Source organism: Prevotella sp. Rep29, assembly GCF_019551475.1.
Classification (GTDB): domain Bacteria; phylum Bacteroidota; class Bacteroidia; order Bacteroidales; family Bacteroidaceae; genus Prevotella.
Genome location: NZ_CP047159.1, coordinates 1819533 through 1835889, shown reverse-complemented (window position 1 = coordinate 1835889; position 16357 = coordinate 1819533). Strand labels below are relative to the sequence as shown.

Below are 16357 nucleotides of genomic sequence, written 5' to 3'. Positions count from 1 at the left end.
ACTTAATCGAATTTTTATATTATCTTTGCTGCGAAAAGCTAAATGATGAATTATGGGATACGTAGAAAAAAGTTTGATGGAAGGTGAGCATATCGTTTATGAAGCTACCTATCACTATGTCATTTATTGGTTGCCGGCATTGTTGGCGCTGGCAGGTTTGGTACTGCTTTTTGCTCCGATAGGTGATATGACGTTCGGCACACGTCTGTTGTTCACGCTGATTATCATTGCCGTGGCAGCGGTGTGGGCTGTTGTGAAGTGGGGCGGCAAGCGGTTTGTGCTGACCAATAAGCGCATCATCGAGAAGGTGGGTATCGTGCGCCTCGAATCGAACGAACTGGTGCTGCATCGCTGTGAGGGGGTGAACCTTTCTCAGGGCATTCTCGGACGGATATTGAATTACGGCACGGTCATCGTGACGACTGGCGAGGTGGCAAACGAATATCCATACATCAAGAATCCGTTGAGGTTCAAGACACTGGTCAATCAGCAGATAGACAACTATAAGGAACTGCTGATGAAGGGATAAAAACAATGATGTTTACCGACATTTGAGAGAGAATAATTGGTTAAATATGTAATGATATGAACAAGGCAAAATTATTATTAGTGATGTTTGTTACCACATTGCTCATGGCGTGTGGAACAACGAGAACCGTACCCATCACGGGACGTAAGCAGAGTTTGATGGTCAGCGACGAGCAAGTACTGAGCCTCAGTAATCAGGAGTATGCTAACTATATGAAGTCGGCAAAACTCTCTACCAACACAAATAATACTGCAATGGTGAAGCGCGTAGGTCAGAAGCTGGCAACGGCAGTGGAAAACTATCTGCGTCAGAATGGTATGGCAGCCGACCTCGTCAATTATAAGTGGGAATTTAATCTGGTGCAGGACAAGAGCGTGAACGCCTTCTGTATGCCTGGCGGAAAGATTGTGGTTTATGAGGGGTTGTTGCCCGTCACCCAGAACGAGGCATCGCTCGCCATCGTCCTCGGTCATGAGATTGCGCACGCTGTTGCCCGTCACTCAGCAGAGCAGATGTCGAAGCAAATCAAGCAGCAATATGGTACGCAGATTGTTGGCGGTGTGCTTAGCGCAGCAGGTATGGGGTCGAACACGGCTTCTATCCTCGGTGCATTGGCACAGCAGGGATTCAAGATTCGCAACCTGTCCTATTCACGCGACCATGAGCACGAGGCAGACCACATGGGACTCATCTTCGCAGCAATGGCAGGCTACGACCCGCAGGTGGCTGTGGCTTTCTGGCAGCGCATGGCAGCCAGCTCAGGCAACAGCAACCAGTCGGACTTCTGGAGCGACCACCCGTCGGATGCAAAGCGCATAGCGAATATCCAGAAGTGGATGCCCGAAGCATTGAAATATTACAAGAAATAAACAGGAAATAGCGTGAGAAACTGGAAAGGGGATGTGCCACATTTTTGGCGCATCCCCTTTCTGCCGTTTGTCCCTCTCCCTCTCAGGAGAGCAGTTCGTTGAGCATCTCTGGAATGTCTATCTCGCTGCATTTGATGGTTTCCAGCTGTTCCATCCCCGCCTTTGTGATGGCAAAATGTATCATGCGCTTGTCGTTCTTGTCGAATGAGCGGCTGACGAACCTGCGCTTTTCTACCGAGCGGATGACCTTCGACATGTTCGAATGTGTCAGTCCCATAGCCTTTGTCAGTTCGCCTGCCGTGATACCTTTCTGCTCTTGAAGCATGCAGAGGAGCATCGCCTCGTTGATATTGAGCCCGAAACGTTTCTGAAAGCGCATCTCCATCTCCGCAATGGCGCGATAGATATCCCTTATCTTACAGATTTTTCCCTTGTCCATAGCCACTTATATGAATAGGTTGACGTTTGCCTGTTCTGCCCGTTCCATGTAGGTTGCCACGCCGCCGATGCTCACGCCGTCGATGAGTTCGTCTTTCGAGATGCCCATCATGTCCATCGTCATCTGGCAGGCTATGAATTCCACTCCAGCCTCCTGTGCCTGTGTGCGGAGTTCCTCGAGCGAATTGATGTGCTTTTCGTTCATGATGTGGCGCATCATGCGGTCGCCGATTCCCATCATGCTCATTTTCGAGAGCTTCAGCTTTTTGGACGACGAGGGGAGCATCCACGAGAACATGCGTCCCCAGAGGTCTTTCTTCACCGCCGGTTTATGTTCTTTCTTCAGCACGTTCAGTCCCCAGAAGGTGAAGAAGATAGATACTTTCTTTCCCGTAGCCGCTGCTCCGTTTGCCAGTACAAACGTGGCAATGGCACGGTCGAGGTTGTCGCTGAACATAATCAAGGTCTTGTTTCCGCTGTTTGAAGCGGCTGCCTCTTGGAGACGTTGCGGCTGTTTCTCGATAACCACCGTGTGGATGCCGCTCTCACTTATGTGGGAAACGAACTTGTTTCCCGTCGATGCGCACCATGAGCGGGCGTCTCTCGGGAAACCGGCATCGGTGGCTTTCACCTCAATCCGGTCGCCGTCGCAAGCGTTATCTACCGCTTTTTTCAGTTGAATAATGGGTCCGGGACACTGTAACCCGCAGGCATCCACCATCAGTGTCTTGCTGTTCTCTGCACAACAAACGCCCCTATGCGGGTCCGTACCATGTTTTGTGTCTCTCTCTGCAGGTGGTGTGTTTACAATCTTTTGCGTTGCCAACTGATAGATTCGGTAGCCTCCCAGCAGGTTGCGCACGTTGTTGAAGCCGCGTCCGAGCAGGATGCGTGTAGCCAAATAACCGCGCAGACCGACGGCACAGAAGATGATGACCGGCTTGTCGATAGGTATTTCGTGGAGGTGTTCGCGCAAATCGTCGAGTGGAATATTGACAGCTCCCTCGATGGTGCCGAGCGCAAATTCCTCTTTTGTGCGGACGTCGAGCAGGAACATCCCTTTCCTGTCCGTGCCTGCCAGCTGTCTCCATGTCATGGCGGGCATACTCCCGTTGATGATGTTGGCAGCAGCATAGCCGGCAATGGCAATCGGATCTTTGGCGGAAGAGTAGGGTGGAGCGTAGGCATGTTCCAGTTTGGTGAGGTCATAAATGGTGCCTCTGTTCTTGATGATGAGCGAGATTTGGTCGATGCGCTTATCCACACCATCGGCTCCCACGCACTGTGCCCCGTAGATACGTCCGTCTTTTGGGTCGAAAGTCAGTTTGGTGGTCAGTTGGAATGCCTTCGGATAATATCCGGCATGGGCACCCGAAATGGTCCATACGCTTTGATATGGCATGCCGAGTTGCTTCAGGCGCTTTCCGGGCAGTCCCGTTGAGCCGACGGTCAGGTCGAAAACCTTTGCAATAGACGTTCCGATGGCACCTTCATAGGCGGTCTTATTGCCGAAAACCATGTTGTCGGCAACGATGCGTCCCTGTCGGTTGGCGGGATTGGCGAGAAAGTTTGTCCATGGCAATTCTGTCTCCGGATGTGGAAACTCAATAGCATCGCCGACAGCATACACATCTTTCGCAGAAGTCTCCAGATACTCATTCACCTTGATGCCGCGTTCGCCGAGCTCGATGCCAGCCTGTTTCGCCAATGTGGTCTCTGCCCGGACACCGATAGAAAGCAGCACGATGTCAGCATCAATGTGTTCGACCTCAGCGTTGTCCTGCGTTCCGCTGTAATAGACTCTCAACCTTCCATCCACCTGTTCAAAGCCTTTCACGCCCTTTCCGAGCAGTAGTCCGACGCCTTTGTCCATGAAGTGGCGGTGAACATGAGAGGCGATGGAAAAGTCCACTGGCGCCATGACCTGTTCAGCCATCTCGATGATGGACACGTTTGCACCGGCTTCGTACAGGTTTTCAGCCATTTCGAGTCCGATGAAGCCACCTCCCACCACGACCGCGTTCTTGATTTGTCGTTGGGTGATGTAAGTCTTGATGCGGTCGGTGTCATCCACGTTGCGCAGGGTGAATATGCCTTCGAGGTCGATGCCCGGCAGGGGCGGGCGCACAGGCGACGAACCAGGTGAGAGCAGCAGCCGGTCGTAGTGTTCCTCGTAGGTGGTTCCGTCGGCTTTCTTCACGGTCACAACCTTTTGTTCCGTATTGATGGCGATTGCTTCGTTCTCTGTGCGCACATCGACCATGAACCTTCTTCCAAAAGCTTCGGGGGTCTGTACGAACAGTTTCTCACGGTCGCTGATAGTCCCACCTATATAATAAGGTAGTCCGCAGTTGGCGTATGAGATGTATTTGCCTTTTTCCAACATGATGATCTCTGCCGTCTCGTCAGCTCTTCTGATGCGTGCCGCAGCTGTTGCGCCGCCAGCCACGCCTCCAATGATTAGATGTTTCATTTTCTTTCGTGTTTTATTGATTACTTATTTGTTGTCTGTTTTACTTTCCTATGGAAAACGTTGCAAAGGTAAACATTTATTTCCAAACAAACAAGTTTCCCAAGGAAAATATTTGAAACGGAGACGAAAAAGCCACTATACCACCGCAGTATAGTGGCTTTTGCCGGTATTCAATACTGATATGTGAATGAATCAGGAATGTAAACGCTTACAGTCTGTTGCGGAGAGCGTGTGCTCTCTTATTCCTTGAGAATTTGTTCGAGGAAACTGTCAAGGTCTTTTTCGAGTCCCTCCATGAGGTCTTTTCCGATGATAACGGTGTCATCGTCGGCGATGTAGAGTTCGGCGAGGTTTTCTTTCTCGTCGTCTTCGAGTACGAGACTGAATGGTTTTGAGATGTTGAGTTGGTCGATAGTTTCCTGTTGTTCTTGCAGTTGTTTTCGCAGGATTTCGGCAACGTCTTGATAGAAGTTGTCATCTTTGTTTTCTATCCATTGCTCGATGACGCATCGTGTGATTTCGTTGTCATCGTCATCGAATGCGAGCAGTTCACCCGTTTCCTGATAGACTCTGATGTGGATGTCGGTGATGGGTGTGTTCTGACTGTCTGCCGGGAATTTCTGGCAGATTTTTCTGATGGCTCTTTGGATTTGCTGGATGGTTTGTTCTGAGGTTTTCATGGGTTTTCGTCGGTGATTTTGTTGATATTGATGGATGATATTTTATGGTCTGGTGAGACGATAGCTGTGATGTTGTAGTTGTTGGTGCTGTTCTGCAGGTTGTTTTTGATTTCTTCAGTTCCGTTGAGTTTGACGGTGTATTCGTAGGCGTTGTCTCCGATTTCTCTTTTTTGGATGTTGAGTTGGTGGTTGAGTCTCCAGAGGATGTGTGTTCCTTCTTCTTTATATTGTCTTCTCATCCATTGCAGCACGTCTTCCTGTGTGGGTGCTGCGATGTTGTTGAATGATGTCATGTTGGGGCTGAGTGTAGCCGTGAGTGCTTCTTCGCTTCGGCTGTTGATGCTTCGGAAGAAGTTAGTGAGTAGGTTGTCGATGGCAGTCCGTTCTTCGGGCTGTACGGTTTGTGTGTTGATTTTCTTGATGTTTTCCCGTGCTATGGGAGCGTGGTTGCTGTATGGGTGCTCTTCGAGGTATTGCTGGTAGGCATCGATGGTGTTTGACTTCTCGGTCTCAGCCCAGTCAATGGAGTCGATGAGGTTTTGTATCTCTGCTTTGTGTGTGGTGTTGGGGTATTTTGTAAGGAAGTTCTGCAAGTCGCTTTTCGATTTGGATTGGCGTGCTTTGGACCATTCATCTTGTATGCTGTTGACGAGTTGCAGTTTTTTCTGTATGGCTGCAATGTGTTCGGGTGTGGCGTTAGGGAAGTTGTTGAGGAAGTTTTCCATGAGCCGCGGGTCGTCGCTTCTGACAGCCAGTTCGTATGCGTTGTTTTCTTTTGAGCGTGTCTTTTCTTTGTTGAAGTATAGGGTTGTTGCTATGATGAGTGCTGCAAATACGGCTGCAATCATGACGGCAGAGTGCCACGGCTTCCTGTTCGTGGTGTTTTGTTTTTTTCTTTTGGGGTTGCACTGCGGGCATTCTTTGTCGCTTGTGAAGTATGCCTGACGGCAGTTTGTGCAGATTTTTATTTTTCCTGCAATCTCAACTCCACAGTTAGGACATGTGGGGGCTTTGTCACTGGTCTGATGACCGCATTCGGGGCAGTTGATTATCATGGTCTTTCTATTTCAGTTTAGTGTTTAATGGTGTCTGAATCTAATTTCTCTCATGCCGTGTTTTCCGAGGAATCGGCTTTTGTCAACGTATGTGTTTACCCCGTTGATGCGTCCTTTTCCGGTGTATTGCCACATGACGATGTCCCGGTCATCTGCGAGCCTGGGTTCGTTCTGTGAGTATTGCGCAATCATGAGCGGGTATTTGTCTATTTGCCCGACGAGGTATTTGTTGTAGAAGTTGGTGTATGTGTAGATGAGCGGCTTTTGCCTGTATGCTTCCTCTACGAGGTGGATGAATATCTGTAGAGAGTCTCTGAATGCATCGTCGGTCATGCTTTTAGGTTTGGTTTCGACATCAATCATCGGTATGAGGTCTTGGTCTCCCGGTCTGCATTGCGACATGAAGTTGTGCAGTTGTTGCCGTTGCGGTACGAGTGCCCGGTAGAAATGATAGGACCCGACTTTCAGCCCATAGTGGTGTGCGAGCTCAATGTTGCGCTTGTATTTCTCGTCGATGCGTTCTTTTCCTTCGGTTGCCTTGAGATATACGTACATCATTTTGCTGTTGGCTCCTACCGTCTCCCAGAATACATCGCCTTGGTAGTGGCTCATATCAAGACCGTGTATATGTGTGCATGTATCCTCGCACATGATGTAGTCTTGCGCTGCGATGCTGTTGAGCGTAACGATAGATAGGAGGAATATGATTAATCTTTTCATGGAACTTCTTTGATTGTTTATCATGCAAAGTTACGAATAAGTGAGGACAATACAAAATAAAACTCGTTTTAATTTTTATTGTCGAGCGAAAGTAACTTATTTAAAGTTACGAATAAGTGAGGACAATACAAAATAAAACTCGTTTTAATTTTTATTGTCGAGCGAAAGTAACTTATTTAAAGTTACGAATAAGTGAGGACACGAGTTGTTGAGTGACAGCGAAAAATACAAAATAAAACTCGTTTTTATTTTTTGTCGAGCGAAAGTAACTTATAATTAACATCCGTATGAAGCGAGCCGTCAGACAAGTTGACAAACTCGCAAAGTTTATAACATCTTTATATGATAAGTGTATTAAAACCTGTATCACGTAATCATTTTACGCTTTATTCCTCAATTTCGGAGAGGCTTTTAAGGAAGTTAGCTACAAACGTGCTTGTCGATTCAATGGCTGCGTATTTCAGGTATCTGGCGTTTCTTCTGATGTTTCTTCTCATCAGTCGCGAGTTGTTGCGTACAAAGCCGTTTTCCCTCTGCCTGAAATGCCATTCTTCCGCCGCGTCGTTCTGTGTGTGTGCGATGGTTTTGAGAAGCAGTTTGTGTGCGTCTTTTTCTATTTTTTCGACGAAGGGGATTTCTTCTTCCTGAAAGTTGAAATCGGTGATGAGGATGGACCCTTGCAGTTGTGCTATTCTTTTTAGGTGCAGTTTGTTGAGCCACTTTTCGATTTTGACGAAATCCACTTTATGCCCTTTTGTCCTGAGGAATTTTCCGAGTTCGATGATTCCCTTGAGCGACAGCTTGCTGTTGAGCATCTTTTTGACGTTGTAGATGATGATGGCAAGTAGTTGTTGTGTCTCGGGTTGTGCGTCTTCGTCGTTTTTTTCTGTTTCGAGTATCTTGATGAGTTGGTGGTTGAGATATCTGTTGCTAAGATTTGTGACATCGGTGAGCTGTTCGTCTGTCGCTTCGTCGTCATCGGGCTGTTGATGGTTGTTGCCGGTGACGTGTGTGAAATAGGCTGTGACACCTTGGTCTTGTGCCATTTGGATGAGCCTTTTCCATTTGAATGGCGACATTGGCTCGGTCTGGTTCTTTTCGTGGAATGCCCCTTGCTGCAGGATGTGGAAAAAGTTTCGTGTGATGATGTCCATTGTCGTATGGGTGTTTAGAGAATGGTTCTTTGATAGAAGTCAACGTTTTCCTTGTTGAGGATTTCGATGGGCATGTAGTTGACGGGCGGCACACCTTTTTTGAGTACGATGGCTTGGAAGAGCGTCTCTACACAGTAATATCCCTGCATGTAGGCGTGTTGTGCGATGAGGAATGAGATGCTGCCTTTCCGGAGGCATTCCGCATTCTTCTGTACCATGTCGTATCCCATGATTTGTACGTTCCGACGGTTTGTCCGCAGCAGGAATTCTCCTACGATGTGGGCTTTCGAGCAGAAGGTGATGGCATGGTGTATCTTTTTGTTCTTGGTGAAAAACTTTTCAAGCATTTCTTCATACGTCGCCTTGTCGCCGTCGAGCGGCAGGCATAATTCGCGTATGGTGACATTCGGATGATGGTCTCTCATGTAGTGCAGGAATCCTGCTTCCCGGCTGTCTTGTTGCCGGCTCGCCACTTTTCCGTCTTTGGTCATCTTCATGAGCATGATTTCCTGTTCTTTCGCTGCGAGCAACATGAGCATTTTTGCAGCGAAGAATCCGCTTGACAGCGAGTCTTGTCCGTAAAAGGAGAGGGGTTTCAGCTCCGGCATGTATGAGTCGAGGAGTATGAACGGTATGTTTTTTTCGTGTAGCCGGTTGGTGAATTGTTGCGTGACGTCGAGTGCTGCCGGTACGATGATTACGCCGTCGGGATTGTTGTTCAGGCAATTGTTGTAAGCCTTGATAAATGTGTCTTCTTCCAGCCTTGTGTAATAGATGATTTTCACTTCGATTTGGAAGTCTCTTCTTGCGTTGCGTGCTTTGAATGCTCCTTCTTCTATTTCCTGCCAATATGCCTCTGAGGCATGTTTGGGCATGATGAGGTAGAAGGTGTATGAGCGGTTGTGTGCCAGTGCGCTGGCATACATATTGGGCTGATAGTCCATTTCCTCGAGCACTTTTTTTACTTTCTCGAGTGCCTTTTTTGAAACGTTAGGGCGGTTGTGTAACACCCTGTCAACGGTTCCGACCGATACACCTGCTTTTTGTGCGATGTCCTTGATTCTGATTTGCTGCGCCATTCCTTATTATATAATGTCTCATGCAAAGGTACAAAAAAAGTTGTAATCAGTGAAAATTTTCGTTTTTTTTTCCTTAATCAGAAAATATTGGTATCTTTGTGACAAAATGAGGAAGATGTTGATAGGGCAGACAGATGTTTTTTTCGTCCGGAAGTTAATGTGTTTGTTGGCTTCTGTCGTTTTGTTGTGCTGTTGCTCTTCTTCTTCAGATGCGGATGGTGGTGACCGTTTGAATGATGCAGCTTATTATTGGCATTACCGTGATGTGGGCAGGGTGGAGGCTTGTGCCCGTGAGGTGTTGCGTCTGCCTGGCTTGTCAGACCGTTCCCGTGCTGAGGCCTATACTCATTTGGCTTTTGTAAGTATCGTCCGCATGGATTATGATTTGGCGTGGCGTCAGCTGGATTCGCTGGATGTGCTGACCGACAATCAGGTGGAGCTCTTGGTCGGTGATGTCCTGCGTATGCGTCTTTGTCAGCGTGAGTCCCGGAACAAGGATTTTTATGACTATCGTGAGCGTGCCGAGCGCCGTATGGTTCGCATTGATGAGGAGTTAGACGGCTTGTCTGCCCGTGAGCGTGGTCGTTTGTTGTATGCTCGTTCGGAGTATGACATCGTGCGTTCCACTTATTATTATTACATGGGTTTGGGTGACCAGGCGCGTGCTGCTCTTACTGGTCTGGACGTTGATGGCGAGTTGCGTGCCGACACAGCCCAGTATCTGTCTTATTTGTATAATGTCGGTTCGGGTGGCATCGTGGCAGGTGGCAGCCAGTGGGAGGTGAACCAGGAAGAGTTTGAGTATTTGCTGCGTTGCTATCAGCTGGCGTCGGAATATGACTATGTGTTTTGGGTTGCGAATTCGCTGCAGGCTTTGAGTGAGTTGTTGCAGACGAAGGGTTATCGGGAGCGCTTATTGGCTGACAATGGTCCTGCGGTGATGTATCTGAATGAGGCTGGTGTGGCTGATTCGTTGTTGGCTGGAAATCTGGCTGAGCGTTCGTTGCATTTGTTTGAGACTTATGGTGATGTCTATCAGCGTGCCGGTGCTTGGCGTACGTTGGCTGGTTGCTATTGGGAGTTGGGAGCCTATGCTTCGTCGTTGGAGTGCTTGGATTCGGCTCTGTCGGTTGATGTGCGCATTGAGCAAGCCCCTGATTTGGTTTCTTCTATCCGTGAGCAGATGAGTGTGGTATATTCGGCTTTGGGCGATAAGGGTAGGAGTGATTTCAACCGGAATATTTACCTTGATTTGCAGGAGCGTACGCGTCAGGACCGCTATCTGGAGTCACGTGTGGACCATTTGCGCCGTTCGTCTTCACAGCTGACGGCGATGATTGTTGCGGTGGTTGTGTTGATTGTGTTGGTGTTGCTGCTGTTGTTTGTCTTCAGTCGTCTGCGCCGTCGTCGGGACGGGGGGCGCAGGATAGACGACTTGCTGCAGCCTTTGGAACGTTGGAAGGTTGAGAATGACCGCCGTGTGGGTGAATTGAAGGAGCGTTATGAAGATATTTGTGAGGAAAAGGAACGCCGTCGGTTGCATATCCGCAATGGCAAGCGCCAGAGTGTGGAGCAGCGTGCGAAGGTGTCTTTGGTGAACAGCGTCACGCCGTTTATAGACCGCATCCTGAACGAGGTGGGACGCTTGTCGGCAGGTGGCGAAGGGTCTGTGAGCCGTGAGGAGCGTTTCAACTATGTGGTGGAACTGACGGAGGAGATTAACGAATATAACAGTCTTCTGACCGACTGGATTCAGTTGCGGCAGGGAGTGTTGAGCCTGCATATAGAGAGTTTTGCGTTGCAACCGCTGTTCGAAATGGTTGCTCGCGGGCGGATGGGGTTCAGTCTGAAAGGTGTTGCGCTGGATGTGCAACCGACGGATGACTGGGTGAAGGCAGACAAGGTGCTGACGCTGTTTATGATCAACACAATAGCCGACAATGCGCGCAAGTTCACTTCTTCGGGAGGGCGTGTGACGATAGGCAGCCGTTCGACGGAGGAGTATGTGGAGGTGAGTATTGAGGATACGGGCAAGGGTATGTCTGCCGAGCAGTTGGAGAACCTTTTCAAACTGAATGTCGAGATACACGATTCGGGCGATGAAAGCCATGGGTTCGGTCTGCTCAACTGCCGCGGTATCATCGAGAAATATCGCAAGATGAGTTCGCTCTTCTCTGTCTGCACCATCGGTGCCGAGAGCAGGGAGGGCGAGGGGAGCCGTTTCTTCTTCCGTCTGCCGAAGGGCGTGCGTCGCATGTGGCTGACAGTGGTGTGGCTGTTGGGCGGTCTGTTGGGTGCGCTTCCTGCAGCAGCTCAGGACGGTCCGTCGCGATATGAGGTGGTGACGCCGGCAAACAAATATGCCGACAAGGCGTATTATGCGAATATACGCGGTGAGTATGCGAAGACGTTGCTCTATGCCGACTCGGCGCGGATGTGCCTGAATGATGAATATCGGAAGCTGAAACCTCATGGCACCGATACGCTGAAGGCACTTGGAAGTGAGGCTGGCATCCCGCCTGAAATCAGCTGGTTCCGTGAGGGTCTGAATATCGACTATACGATTATCACCGACATCCGGAACGAGAGCGCCGTGGCTGCGTTGGCGCTGCACGAATGGGATGTGTATCGTTATAACAACAGGATTTATACGCAGTTGTACAAGGAGTTGTCGGCTGACAATACGCTCGACAGTTATGTGCGCATCATGCAGCAGTCGGAGACGAACAAGAATGTGGCGATTGTGATTCTCGTGTTGCTGCTGTTGTCGATATTTCCCGCTTACTATGTGTTGTATTACCGCCATGAAGTGCATTTCCGCTATTGTGTCGAGCGCATCGGGCGCATCAACGACATCTTGCTCTCCGGGACATCCGACGAAGAGAAGCTTCGCGAGATAGGGCAGATTTCTACCGACCGCTTCCCCTCTTCGTTGAAAAATGTGGTAGAGCAGATTATGACGACACTCCGGCAGAATGTAGAGGCAAGCGACGCCTTGCGTGGAGACATAGAGTTGGCTGGTGATGAACTGCACCGCTATCAGTTGGAAGACGAGAAACTGTATGTGAGCAACAGCGTGCTGGATAACTGTCTGAGCACGTTGAAGCACGAGACGATGTACTATCCTTCGCGCATCCATCAGCTGGTGGATGACGAGGCGCGTAACCTGCAGAGCATCAGTGAGACGGCGTCATACTACAAGGAGTTGTACTCATTGCTCAGTATGCAAGCCATGCGGCAGGTGGAATCGGTAAAGCCCGTGTGCAAGGCGGTGTCGTTGGAAAGTGTGTTTGGCAAGGCTTATGATGTGCTCTCGCACGATTCATCGCTACGTCTTCTCGGCGATGCCGACATGCTGTCCTATCTGTTTGAGATACTGCAGAAACAGAGCGGCGAGAAACGGCTGTCGGCACGGTTGGCAGAGAAGCGCGGGCGCTATGTGGAAGTGCGGGTGCGCATAGCCCGTCTGAGCCTGACCGATGAGGAGTGTCTGGCGCTGTTCACGCCCCGTTCGATGGCACACATTCCCTATCTGCTTTGTCGGCAGATTGTCCGCGACACGGGCGAGAGCACCAACGGGCGCGGATGTGGCATCACGGCAGAGCGTCATCCCGACGGCGGTACCGACATCGTGGTGACACTTGTGAAGGCATAATCGTTGAAAACCTAAAAGAAAAAGAAGATATGGAAAAGTTCAAAATCATTATTGTAGAAGACATCCCCCTAGAATTGAAGGGGACGGAAGGCATCATTCGCAATGACATCCCTGAGGCGGAAATCATTGGGACGGCAGAGAGCGAGACGGCGTATTGGCGCTTGTTGAAACAGCAGTTGCCCGACCTGGTGCTGCTCGACCTTGGATTGGGCGGTTCGACGACGGTCGGCGTGGAGATATGCCGCCAGACAAAGGAGCTGCATCCGAAAATCAAGATACTCATCTTCACGGGCGAGGTGCTCAACGAAAAGCTTTGGGTGGATGTGCTCGACGCCGGTTGCGACGGCATTATCCTCAAGAGCGGCGAGATGCTGACCCGCAGCGATGTGTCCAGCGTGATGAGCGGAAAGCGCATGGTGTTCAATCAGCCGATACTCGAAAAGATTGTCGAGCGGTTTAAGTATAGCGTCGGAAGTCAGCTCATGCGACAAGAGGCGTTGGTGGACTACGAGATTGACGAATACGACGAGCGCTTCCTTCGCCACTTGGCTTTGGGCTACACCAAGGAACAAATCACCAATCTGCGGGGGATGCCCTTCGGCGTGAAGAGCTTGGAGAAACGCCAGAACGAGCTCGTTCAGAAACTGTTCCCCGACGGGAACGGCGGTGTGGGCGTGAATGCTACGCGCCTGGTCGTGAGGGCATTGGAGCTTCACATCCTCGATGTAGATAACCTTCAGCCCGATGAGGATTAGGTATCAACGTGAAGTGCAGGAAAAATGATGAAATGGATATCGAGAATAGCGGCAGTACTCTTTTTTGCTGAGATGGTGCTCATCCTCGTTTCGTGGATTGTGACGGCGGCAAAACCAGAGATTGGCATGCGTTCGCTCCTTTCAGAAGAGGGCGTGCGCTGGCTCTTCGGGCATTTCACGTCCAACCTCCTCACGCCGCTGTTGGCATGGCTGCTGTTCGGAGCCATGACGTATGGGGCTGTCAGATGCAGCGGCATCGTTGCTCCGCTGCGCAACCTCCGCAGTGCCTACCGCTCGTCCTACCGTCAGCGTTTCGCGTTGCAGGTAGTTGCGGTTGAGGTCATCGTGGCACTCATCATCATCTTGCTGCTGACCCTCGTGCCCCATGCGCCGCTGTTGAGCGTGACGGGCAGCCTTTTCCCGAGCAGCTTCAGCCATAGCATCGTGCCGCTGCTGTGTTTTTGCACCACGCTGTTTGCCTTGACCTATGGCGCATTCAGCGGTTCGTTCACGTCGCTGACCGACATGTTTCGGGCGCTCTATGCAGGCATCGTCTCCGCAGCACCCCTCTTCGTCGTGTATGTGTTTGCGGCAGAACTCTATTTCTCACTCCTGTTCGTGTTCGGACTTTAATTAATAACCTAATAAAAAGAAATCATTATTTATGAAACGGAAAATGATTTTTATGGCGTTGCTGTTGTGCGGTATGCTGACAGCATGTTCGCAAAGTAAGAAAGCGGAAAGCAAGGAAACGGGCAAGGAGCCGAAAAAAGTGTTGGTGGCTTACTTCTCAGCCTCGGGCGTAACCGAAGGTGTGGCAAAACTCCTGGCAGAGACGACGGGCGGCGAGCTCCATCGCATTCAGCCCGAGCAACCCTATACGGAGGCTGACCTGGACTGGAGAGACAAGAAGTCGCGCTCAACCATCGAGATGGCAGACAAGACATCGCGACCGGCAATCACCGACAAGCTCGACGGTGTCGATGGCTTCGACATTATCTACGTGGGATTCCCCATCTGGTGGTACACCTGTCCGACGATAGTGAACACCTTCATGGAGGCATACGACTTCAAGGGAAAGACCGTCATCCCCTTCGCCACATCCGGCGGCAGCACCATCGAGAAGGCTTGCAACGACCTGAAAGCAGCCTATCCCGAAGTGAACTGGCAGGAAGGAAAACTCCTCAACCACGCCACCAAGCAGGATGTAGAGGAGTGGGTGAAGAGTCTTGAGCTCTAATCATCCTTCCCAAACCGTATGTGGGTTTCCTTTTTCGTAGGGGCGGATCGGCGTATCCGCCCGATAGTTTTTTAGGTTTCTCAAACCAAATTCACTGAAATTGATGACCAAATTCAGTGAATTTGATGAGTAATTTCACTGAATTTGGTTTCCGTAAGTTGAACTTTCATTCAGCAAATCAACTTGAATTGCTGACCAAATCAACTTGATTTGTTTTTCAATAGTGATGCTATCAGGTAGAAATAGCATTCCTTTTCTCTTCCATTTTCGTAGATTCCCAAAAATATTCTGTGTGAATCTTGCTGCAAGTCGCAATAATTTTGTATCTTTGCCGTGTCTTCCACGCCGAAGATTGCGCCCGGCGCAATGAAGGGTGGGAGAATACATATATTGGAAAAGGCGTTTACTTGACGCTTTTATGCCTACAGAATATCAAATAATTAGCAACTTTATGATTACGATTCCCACCTATAAAGCGTTTGAAATACAACGCAGAGGTACAGCTTTTTCGGGTGAAAAGCTGTGAAAGATGGAAAGATTTTTGTAATTTTGCAGTGTAAAAAAATATGCCTATGTAACAAAACAAATAAAAGACATTAAGATAAAAAAGCGTTAGCTTTATTCTGGTTTCGGAAATTTCGGCAAAAAATTAAGAAGCACCAAGAGTAAAAGTTAATGCTCATGCAATGGCGTGGGCTTATACTCGTATGTGGTGCATAGGTGTTTGCCGATACCTCCGAAACGTAGACGAAGTTATTAGTCCACGTTTTTTTATTGTCTAAACCCCAGCAAATGGACTATTACTGAAATGGACGAAATGGATGATTGACTAACGAAAACAAACAATTACCTTTGTCCTGATTTTAAAACAAACCAATTACTAATTTTTTAAACGTATTAAAAATGAAAAAGTATTTTATAATTGCGATTTTCGCTATGTTTAGTGTAAACACATTTGCTCAAGGACCAGTTGGTGAGAAGCCTAAACCTTTCTTTAAACTATTTGAATATACAGTGAGTATAGGTGTTGGAACAACAGCTTCAGATTCCCCATATGACAATGCTGTGATAAATATTAATGCAGGTGTTGATATTAAAAAAGTATTTAAATCATTTTCTAATGACAAAGCAAAATTGTATGGACTGACTGGATTGCATTTTACTCAACATGGAGGTAAGACTAGTAATCTTTTAGATGATATGATGACATCAGGTAACAGTTTTAGACAAATACACCTCAATATTCCGATTCATGTAGGATTAAAGTATAAGATTAATGACAACTTTCAACTTTTCGCCGACTTAGGTCCTTATATCGGATATAATGGTAAGTGTTCTTTTTCTGAAGGTTATGGACATCATGACTTTGTAATGGAATCAAAAGCTTTTGATTTTGGTATAGGTGGAAATATTGGTATTTGCTTTAAAAAGTTTGGAATAAGCATTGGGCTTGATAAAGGCTTCCTTGATATTGCAAAATTCTCAAGTGAAGAAGATAATATCTCCAAAAATCTAAAAAGCAAAGGTGTAGCTTATATTAGACTGCAATGGACATTTAATAAACAATAAATAATGTGGTAAAAGAGGTCGTGCCAGTTACTTTTGACACGACCTCTTTGTTTTTCTTTAGAATAATGGCGTCTATATTTCTTTTGAGTCTCCATGATTGTGGAAGTAGAGTCCTCGATGAGAATCAAGCTGGTGGTAATG

The 16357-nt window shown here is 48.5% G+C and carries 14 protein-coding genes; 7 read left to right on the top strand and 7 right to left on the bottom strand.

Annotation, left to right across the window (positions count from 1 at the left end):
• Positions 1-52: 52 nt before the first annotated feature.
• Both GRF55_RS07830 and GRF55_RS07825 read left to right on the top strand, forming a co-directional pair.
• Positions 53-529, top strand: coding sequence for a PH domain-containing protein (locus tag GRF55_RS07830; protein WP_220367888.1), 477 nt, complete (start codon positions 53-55; stop codon positions 527-529).
• A 56-nt stretch (positions 530-585) separates the two neighbouring features.
• Positions 586-1398 carry a M48 family metallopeptidase gene (locus tag GRF55_RS07825; protein WP_220367887.1) on the top strand — a complete coding sequence of 271 codons (813 nt, stop codon included), beginning with the start codon at positions 586-588 and terminating at the stop codon, positions 1396-1398.
• Positions 1399-1480: 82 nt separating this feature from the next.
• On the opposite strand, the gene GRF55_RS07820 is transcribed toward GRF55_RS07825, so the two are convergent.
• From GRF55_RS07820 to GRF55_RS07790, 7 genes are all read right to left on the bottom strand, one after another.
• Complete coding sequence (locus tag GRF55_RS07820; RefSeq protein WP_220367886.1) at positions 1481-1837, bottom strand: MarR family winged helix-turn-helix transcriptional regulator; 357 nt, start codon at positions 1835-1837, stop codon at positions 1481-1483.
• A 6-nt stretch (positions 1838-1843) separates the two neighbouring features.
• On the bottom strand, positions 1844-4309 hold the full coding sequence (locus GRF55_RS07815) for a DsrE/DsrF/DrsH-like family protein (protein ID WP_220367885.1): 2466 nt from the start codon (positions 4307-4309) through the stop codon (positions 1844-1846).
• A gap of 239 nt (positions 4310-4548) precedes the next feature.
• Positions 4549-4989, bottom strand: a complete 441-nt coding sequence (locus GRF55_RS07810; RefSeq protein WP_220367884.1) for a hypothetical protein — start codon at positions 4987-4989, stop codon at positions 4549-4551.
• Positions 4986-6044: a zinc ribbon domain-containing protein gene (locus GRF55_RS07805; RefSeq protein ID WP_220367883.1), complete on the bottom strand. Its 1059-nt coding sequence runs from the start codon at positions 6042-6044 to the stop codon at positions 4986-4988. Before GRF55_RS07805 ends, GRF55_RS07810 begins: the two co-directional genes overlap by 4 nt.
• A gap of 24 nt (positions 6045-6068) precedes the next feature.
• A complete protein-coding gene (locus tag GRF55_RS07800; RefSeq protein ID WP_220367882.1) occupies positions 6069-6764 on the bottom strand; it encodes a glycoside hydrolase family 25 protein in 696 nt (231 codons plus the stop codon).
• A 386-nt stretch (positions 6765-7150) separates the two neighbouring features.
• A complete protein-coding gene (locus tag GRF55_RS07795; protein WP_220367881.1) occupies positions 7151-7918 on the bottom strand; it encodes a hypothetical protein in 768 nt (255 codons plus the stop codon).
• Between the two features lie 14 nt (positions 7919-7932).
• A complete protein-coding gene (locus GRF55_RS07790) occupies positions 7933-8997 on the bottom strand; it encodes a LacI family DNA-binding transcriptional regulator (RefSeq protein ID WP_220367880.1) in 1065 nt (354 codons plus the stop codon).
• A 106-nt stretch (positions 8998-9103) separates the two neighbouring features.
• On the opposite strand from GRF55_RS07790, the gene GRF55_RS07785 reads away from it, so the two are divergent.
• From GRF55_RS07785 to GRF55_RS07765, 5 genes are all read left to right on the top strand, one after another.
• A complete protein-coding gene (locus GRF55_RS07785) occupies positions 9104-12652 on the top strand; it encodes a DUF5112 domain-containing protein (RefSeq protein ID WP_255563757.1) in 3549 nt (1182 codons plus the stop codon).
• A 29-nt stretch (positions 12653-12681) separates the two neighbouring features.
• Positions 12682-13407 carry a DUF5932 domain-containing protein gene (locus GRF55_RS07780; RefSeq protein WP_220367879.1) on the top strand — a complete coding sequence of 242 codons (726 nt, stop codon included), beginning with the start codon at positions 12682-12684 and terminating at the stop codon, positions 13405-13407.
• A gap of 24 nt (positions 13408-13431) precedes the next feature.
• Positions 13432-14040: an AbgT family transporter gene (locus tag GRF55_RS07775; RefSeq protein WP_255563755.1), complete on the top strand. Its 609-nt coding sequence runs from the start codon at positions 13432-13434 to the stop codon at positions 14038-14040.
• Positions 14041-14071: 31 nt separating this feature from the next.
• Complete coding sequence (locus tag GRF55_RS07770; RefSeq protein WP_220367878.1) at positions 14072-14647, top strand: flavodoxin; 576 nt, start codon at positions 14072-14074, stop codon at positions 14645-14647.
• A 903-nt stretch (positions 14648-15550) separates the two neighbouring features.
• Positions 15551-16216 carry an outer membrane beta-barrel protein gene (locus GRF55_RS07765; RefSeq protein WP_220367877.1) on the top strand — a complete coding sequence of 222 codons (666 nt, stop codon included), beginning with the start codon at positions 15551-15553 and terminating at the stop codon, positions 16214-16216.
• Positions 16217-16357: the final 141 nt, after the last annotated feature.

Excerpts from the sequence above, each read along its gene's own strand:
- GRF55_RS07830 (WP_220367888.1), top strand. The coding sequence starts at position 53 with ATGGGATACGTAGAAAAAAGTTTGATGGAAGGTGAGCATATCGTTTAT.
- GRF55_RS07825 (WP_220367887.1), top strand. The coding sequence starts at position 586 with ATGAACAAGGCAAAATTATTATTAGTGATGTTTGTTACCACATTGCTC.
- GRF55_RS07820 (WP_220367886.1), bottom strand. The coding sequence starts at position 1,837 with ATGGACAAGGGAAAAATCTGTAAGATAAGGGATATCTATCGCGCCATT.
- GRF55_RS07815 (WP_220367885.1), bottom strand. The coding sequence starts at position 4,309 with ATGAAACATCTAATCATTGGAGGCGTGGCTGGCGGCGCAACAGCTGCG.
- GRF55_RS07810 (WP_220367884.1), bottom strand. The coding sequence starts at position 4,989 with ATGAAAACCTCAGAACAAACCATCCAGCAAATCCAAAGAGCCATCAGA.
- GRF55_RS07805 (WP_220367883.1), bottom strand. The coding sequence starts at position 6,044 with ATGATAATCAACTGCCCCGAATGCGGTCATCAGACCAGTGACAAAGCC.
- GRF55_RS07800 (WP_220367882.1), bottom strand. The coding sequence starts at position 6,764 with ATGAAAAGATTAATCATATTCCTCCTATCTATCGTTACGCTCAACAGC.
- GRF55_RS07795 (WP_220367881.1), bottom strand. The coding sequence starts at position 7,918 with ATGGACATCATCACACGAAACTTTTTCCACATCCTGCAGCAAGGGGCA.
- GRF55_RS07790 (WP_220367880.1), bottom strand. The coding sequence starts at position 8,997 with ATGGCGCAGCAAATCAGAATCAAGGACATCGCACAAAAAGCAGGTGTA.
- GRF55_RS07785 (WP_255563757.1), top strand. The coding sequence starts at position 9,104 with ATGAGGAAGATGTTGATAGGGCAGACAGATGTTTTTTTCGTCCGGAAG.
- GRF55_RS07780 (WP_220367879.1), top strand. The coding sequence starts at position 12,682 with ATGGAAAAGTTCAAAATCATTATTGTAGAAGACATCCCCCTAGAATTG.
- GRF55_RS07775 (WP_255563755.1), top strand. The coding sequence starts at position 13,432 with ATGATGAAATGGATATCGAGAATAGCGGCAGTACTCTTTTTTGCTGAG.
- GRF55_RS07770 (WP_220367878.1), top strand. The coding sequence starts at position 14,072 with ATGAAACGGAAAATGATTTTTATGGCGTTGCTGTTGTGCGGTATGCTG.
- GRF55_RS07765 (WP_220367877.1), top strand. The coding sequence starts at position 15,551 with ATGAAAAAGTATTTTATAATTGCGATTTTCGCTATGTTTAGTGTAAAC.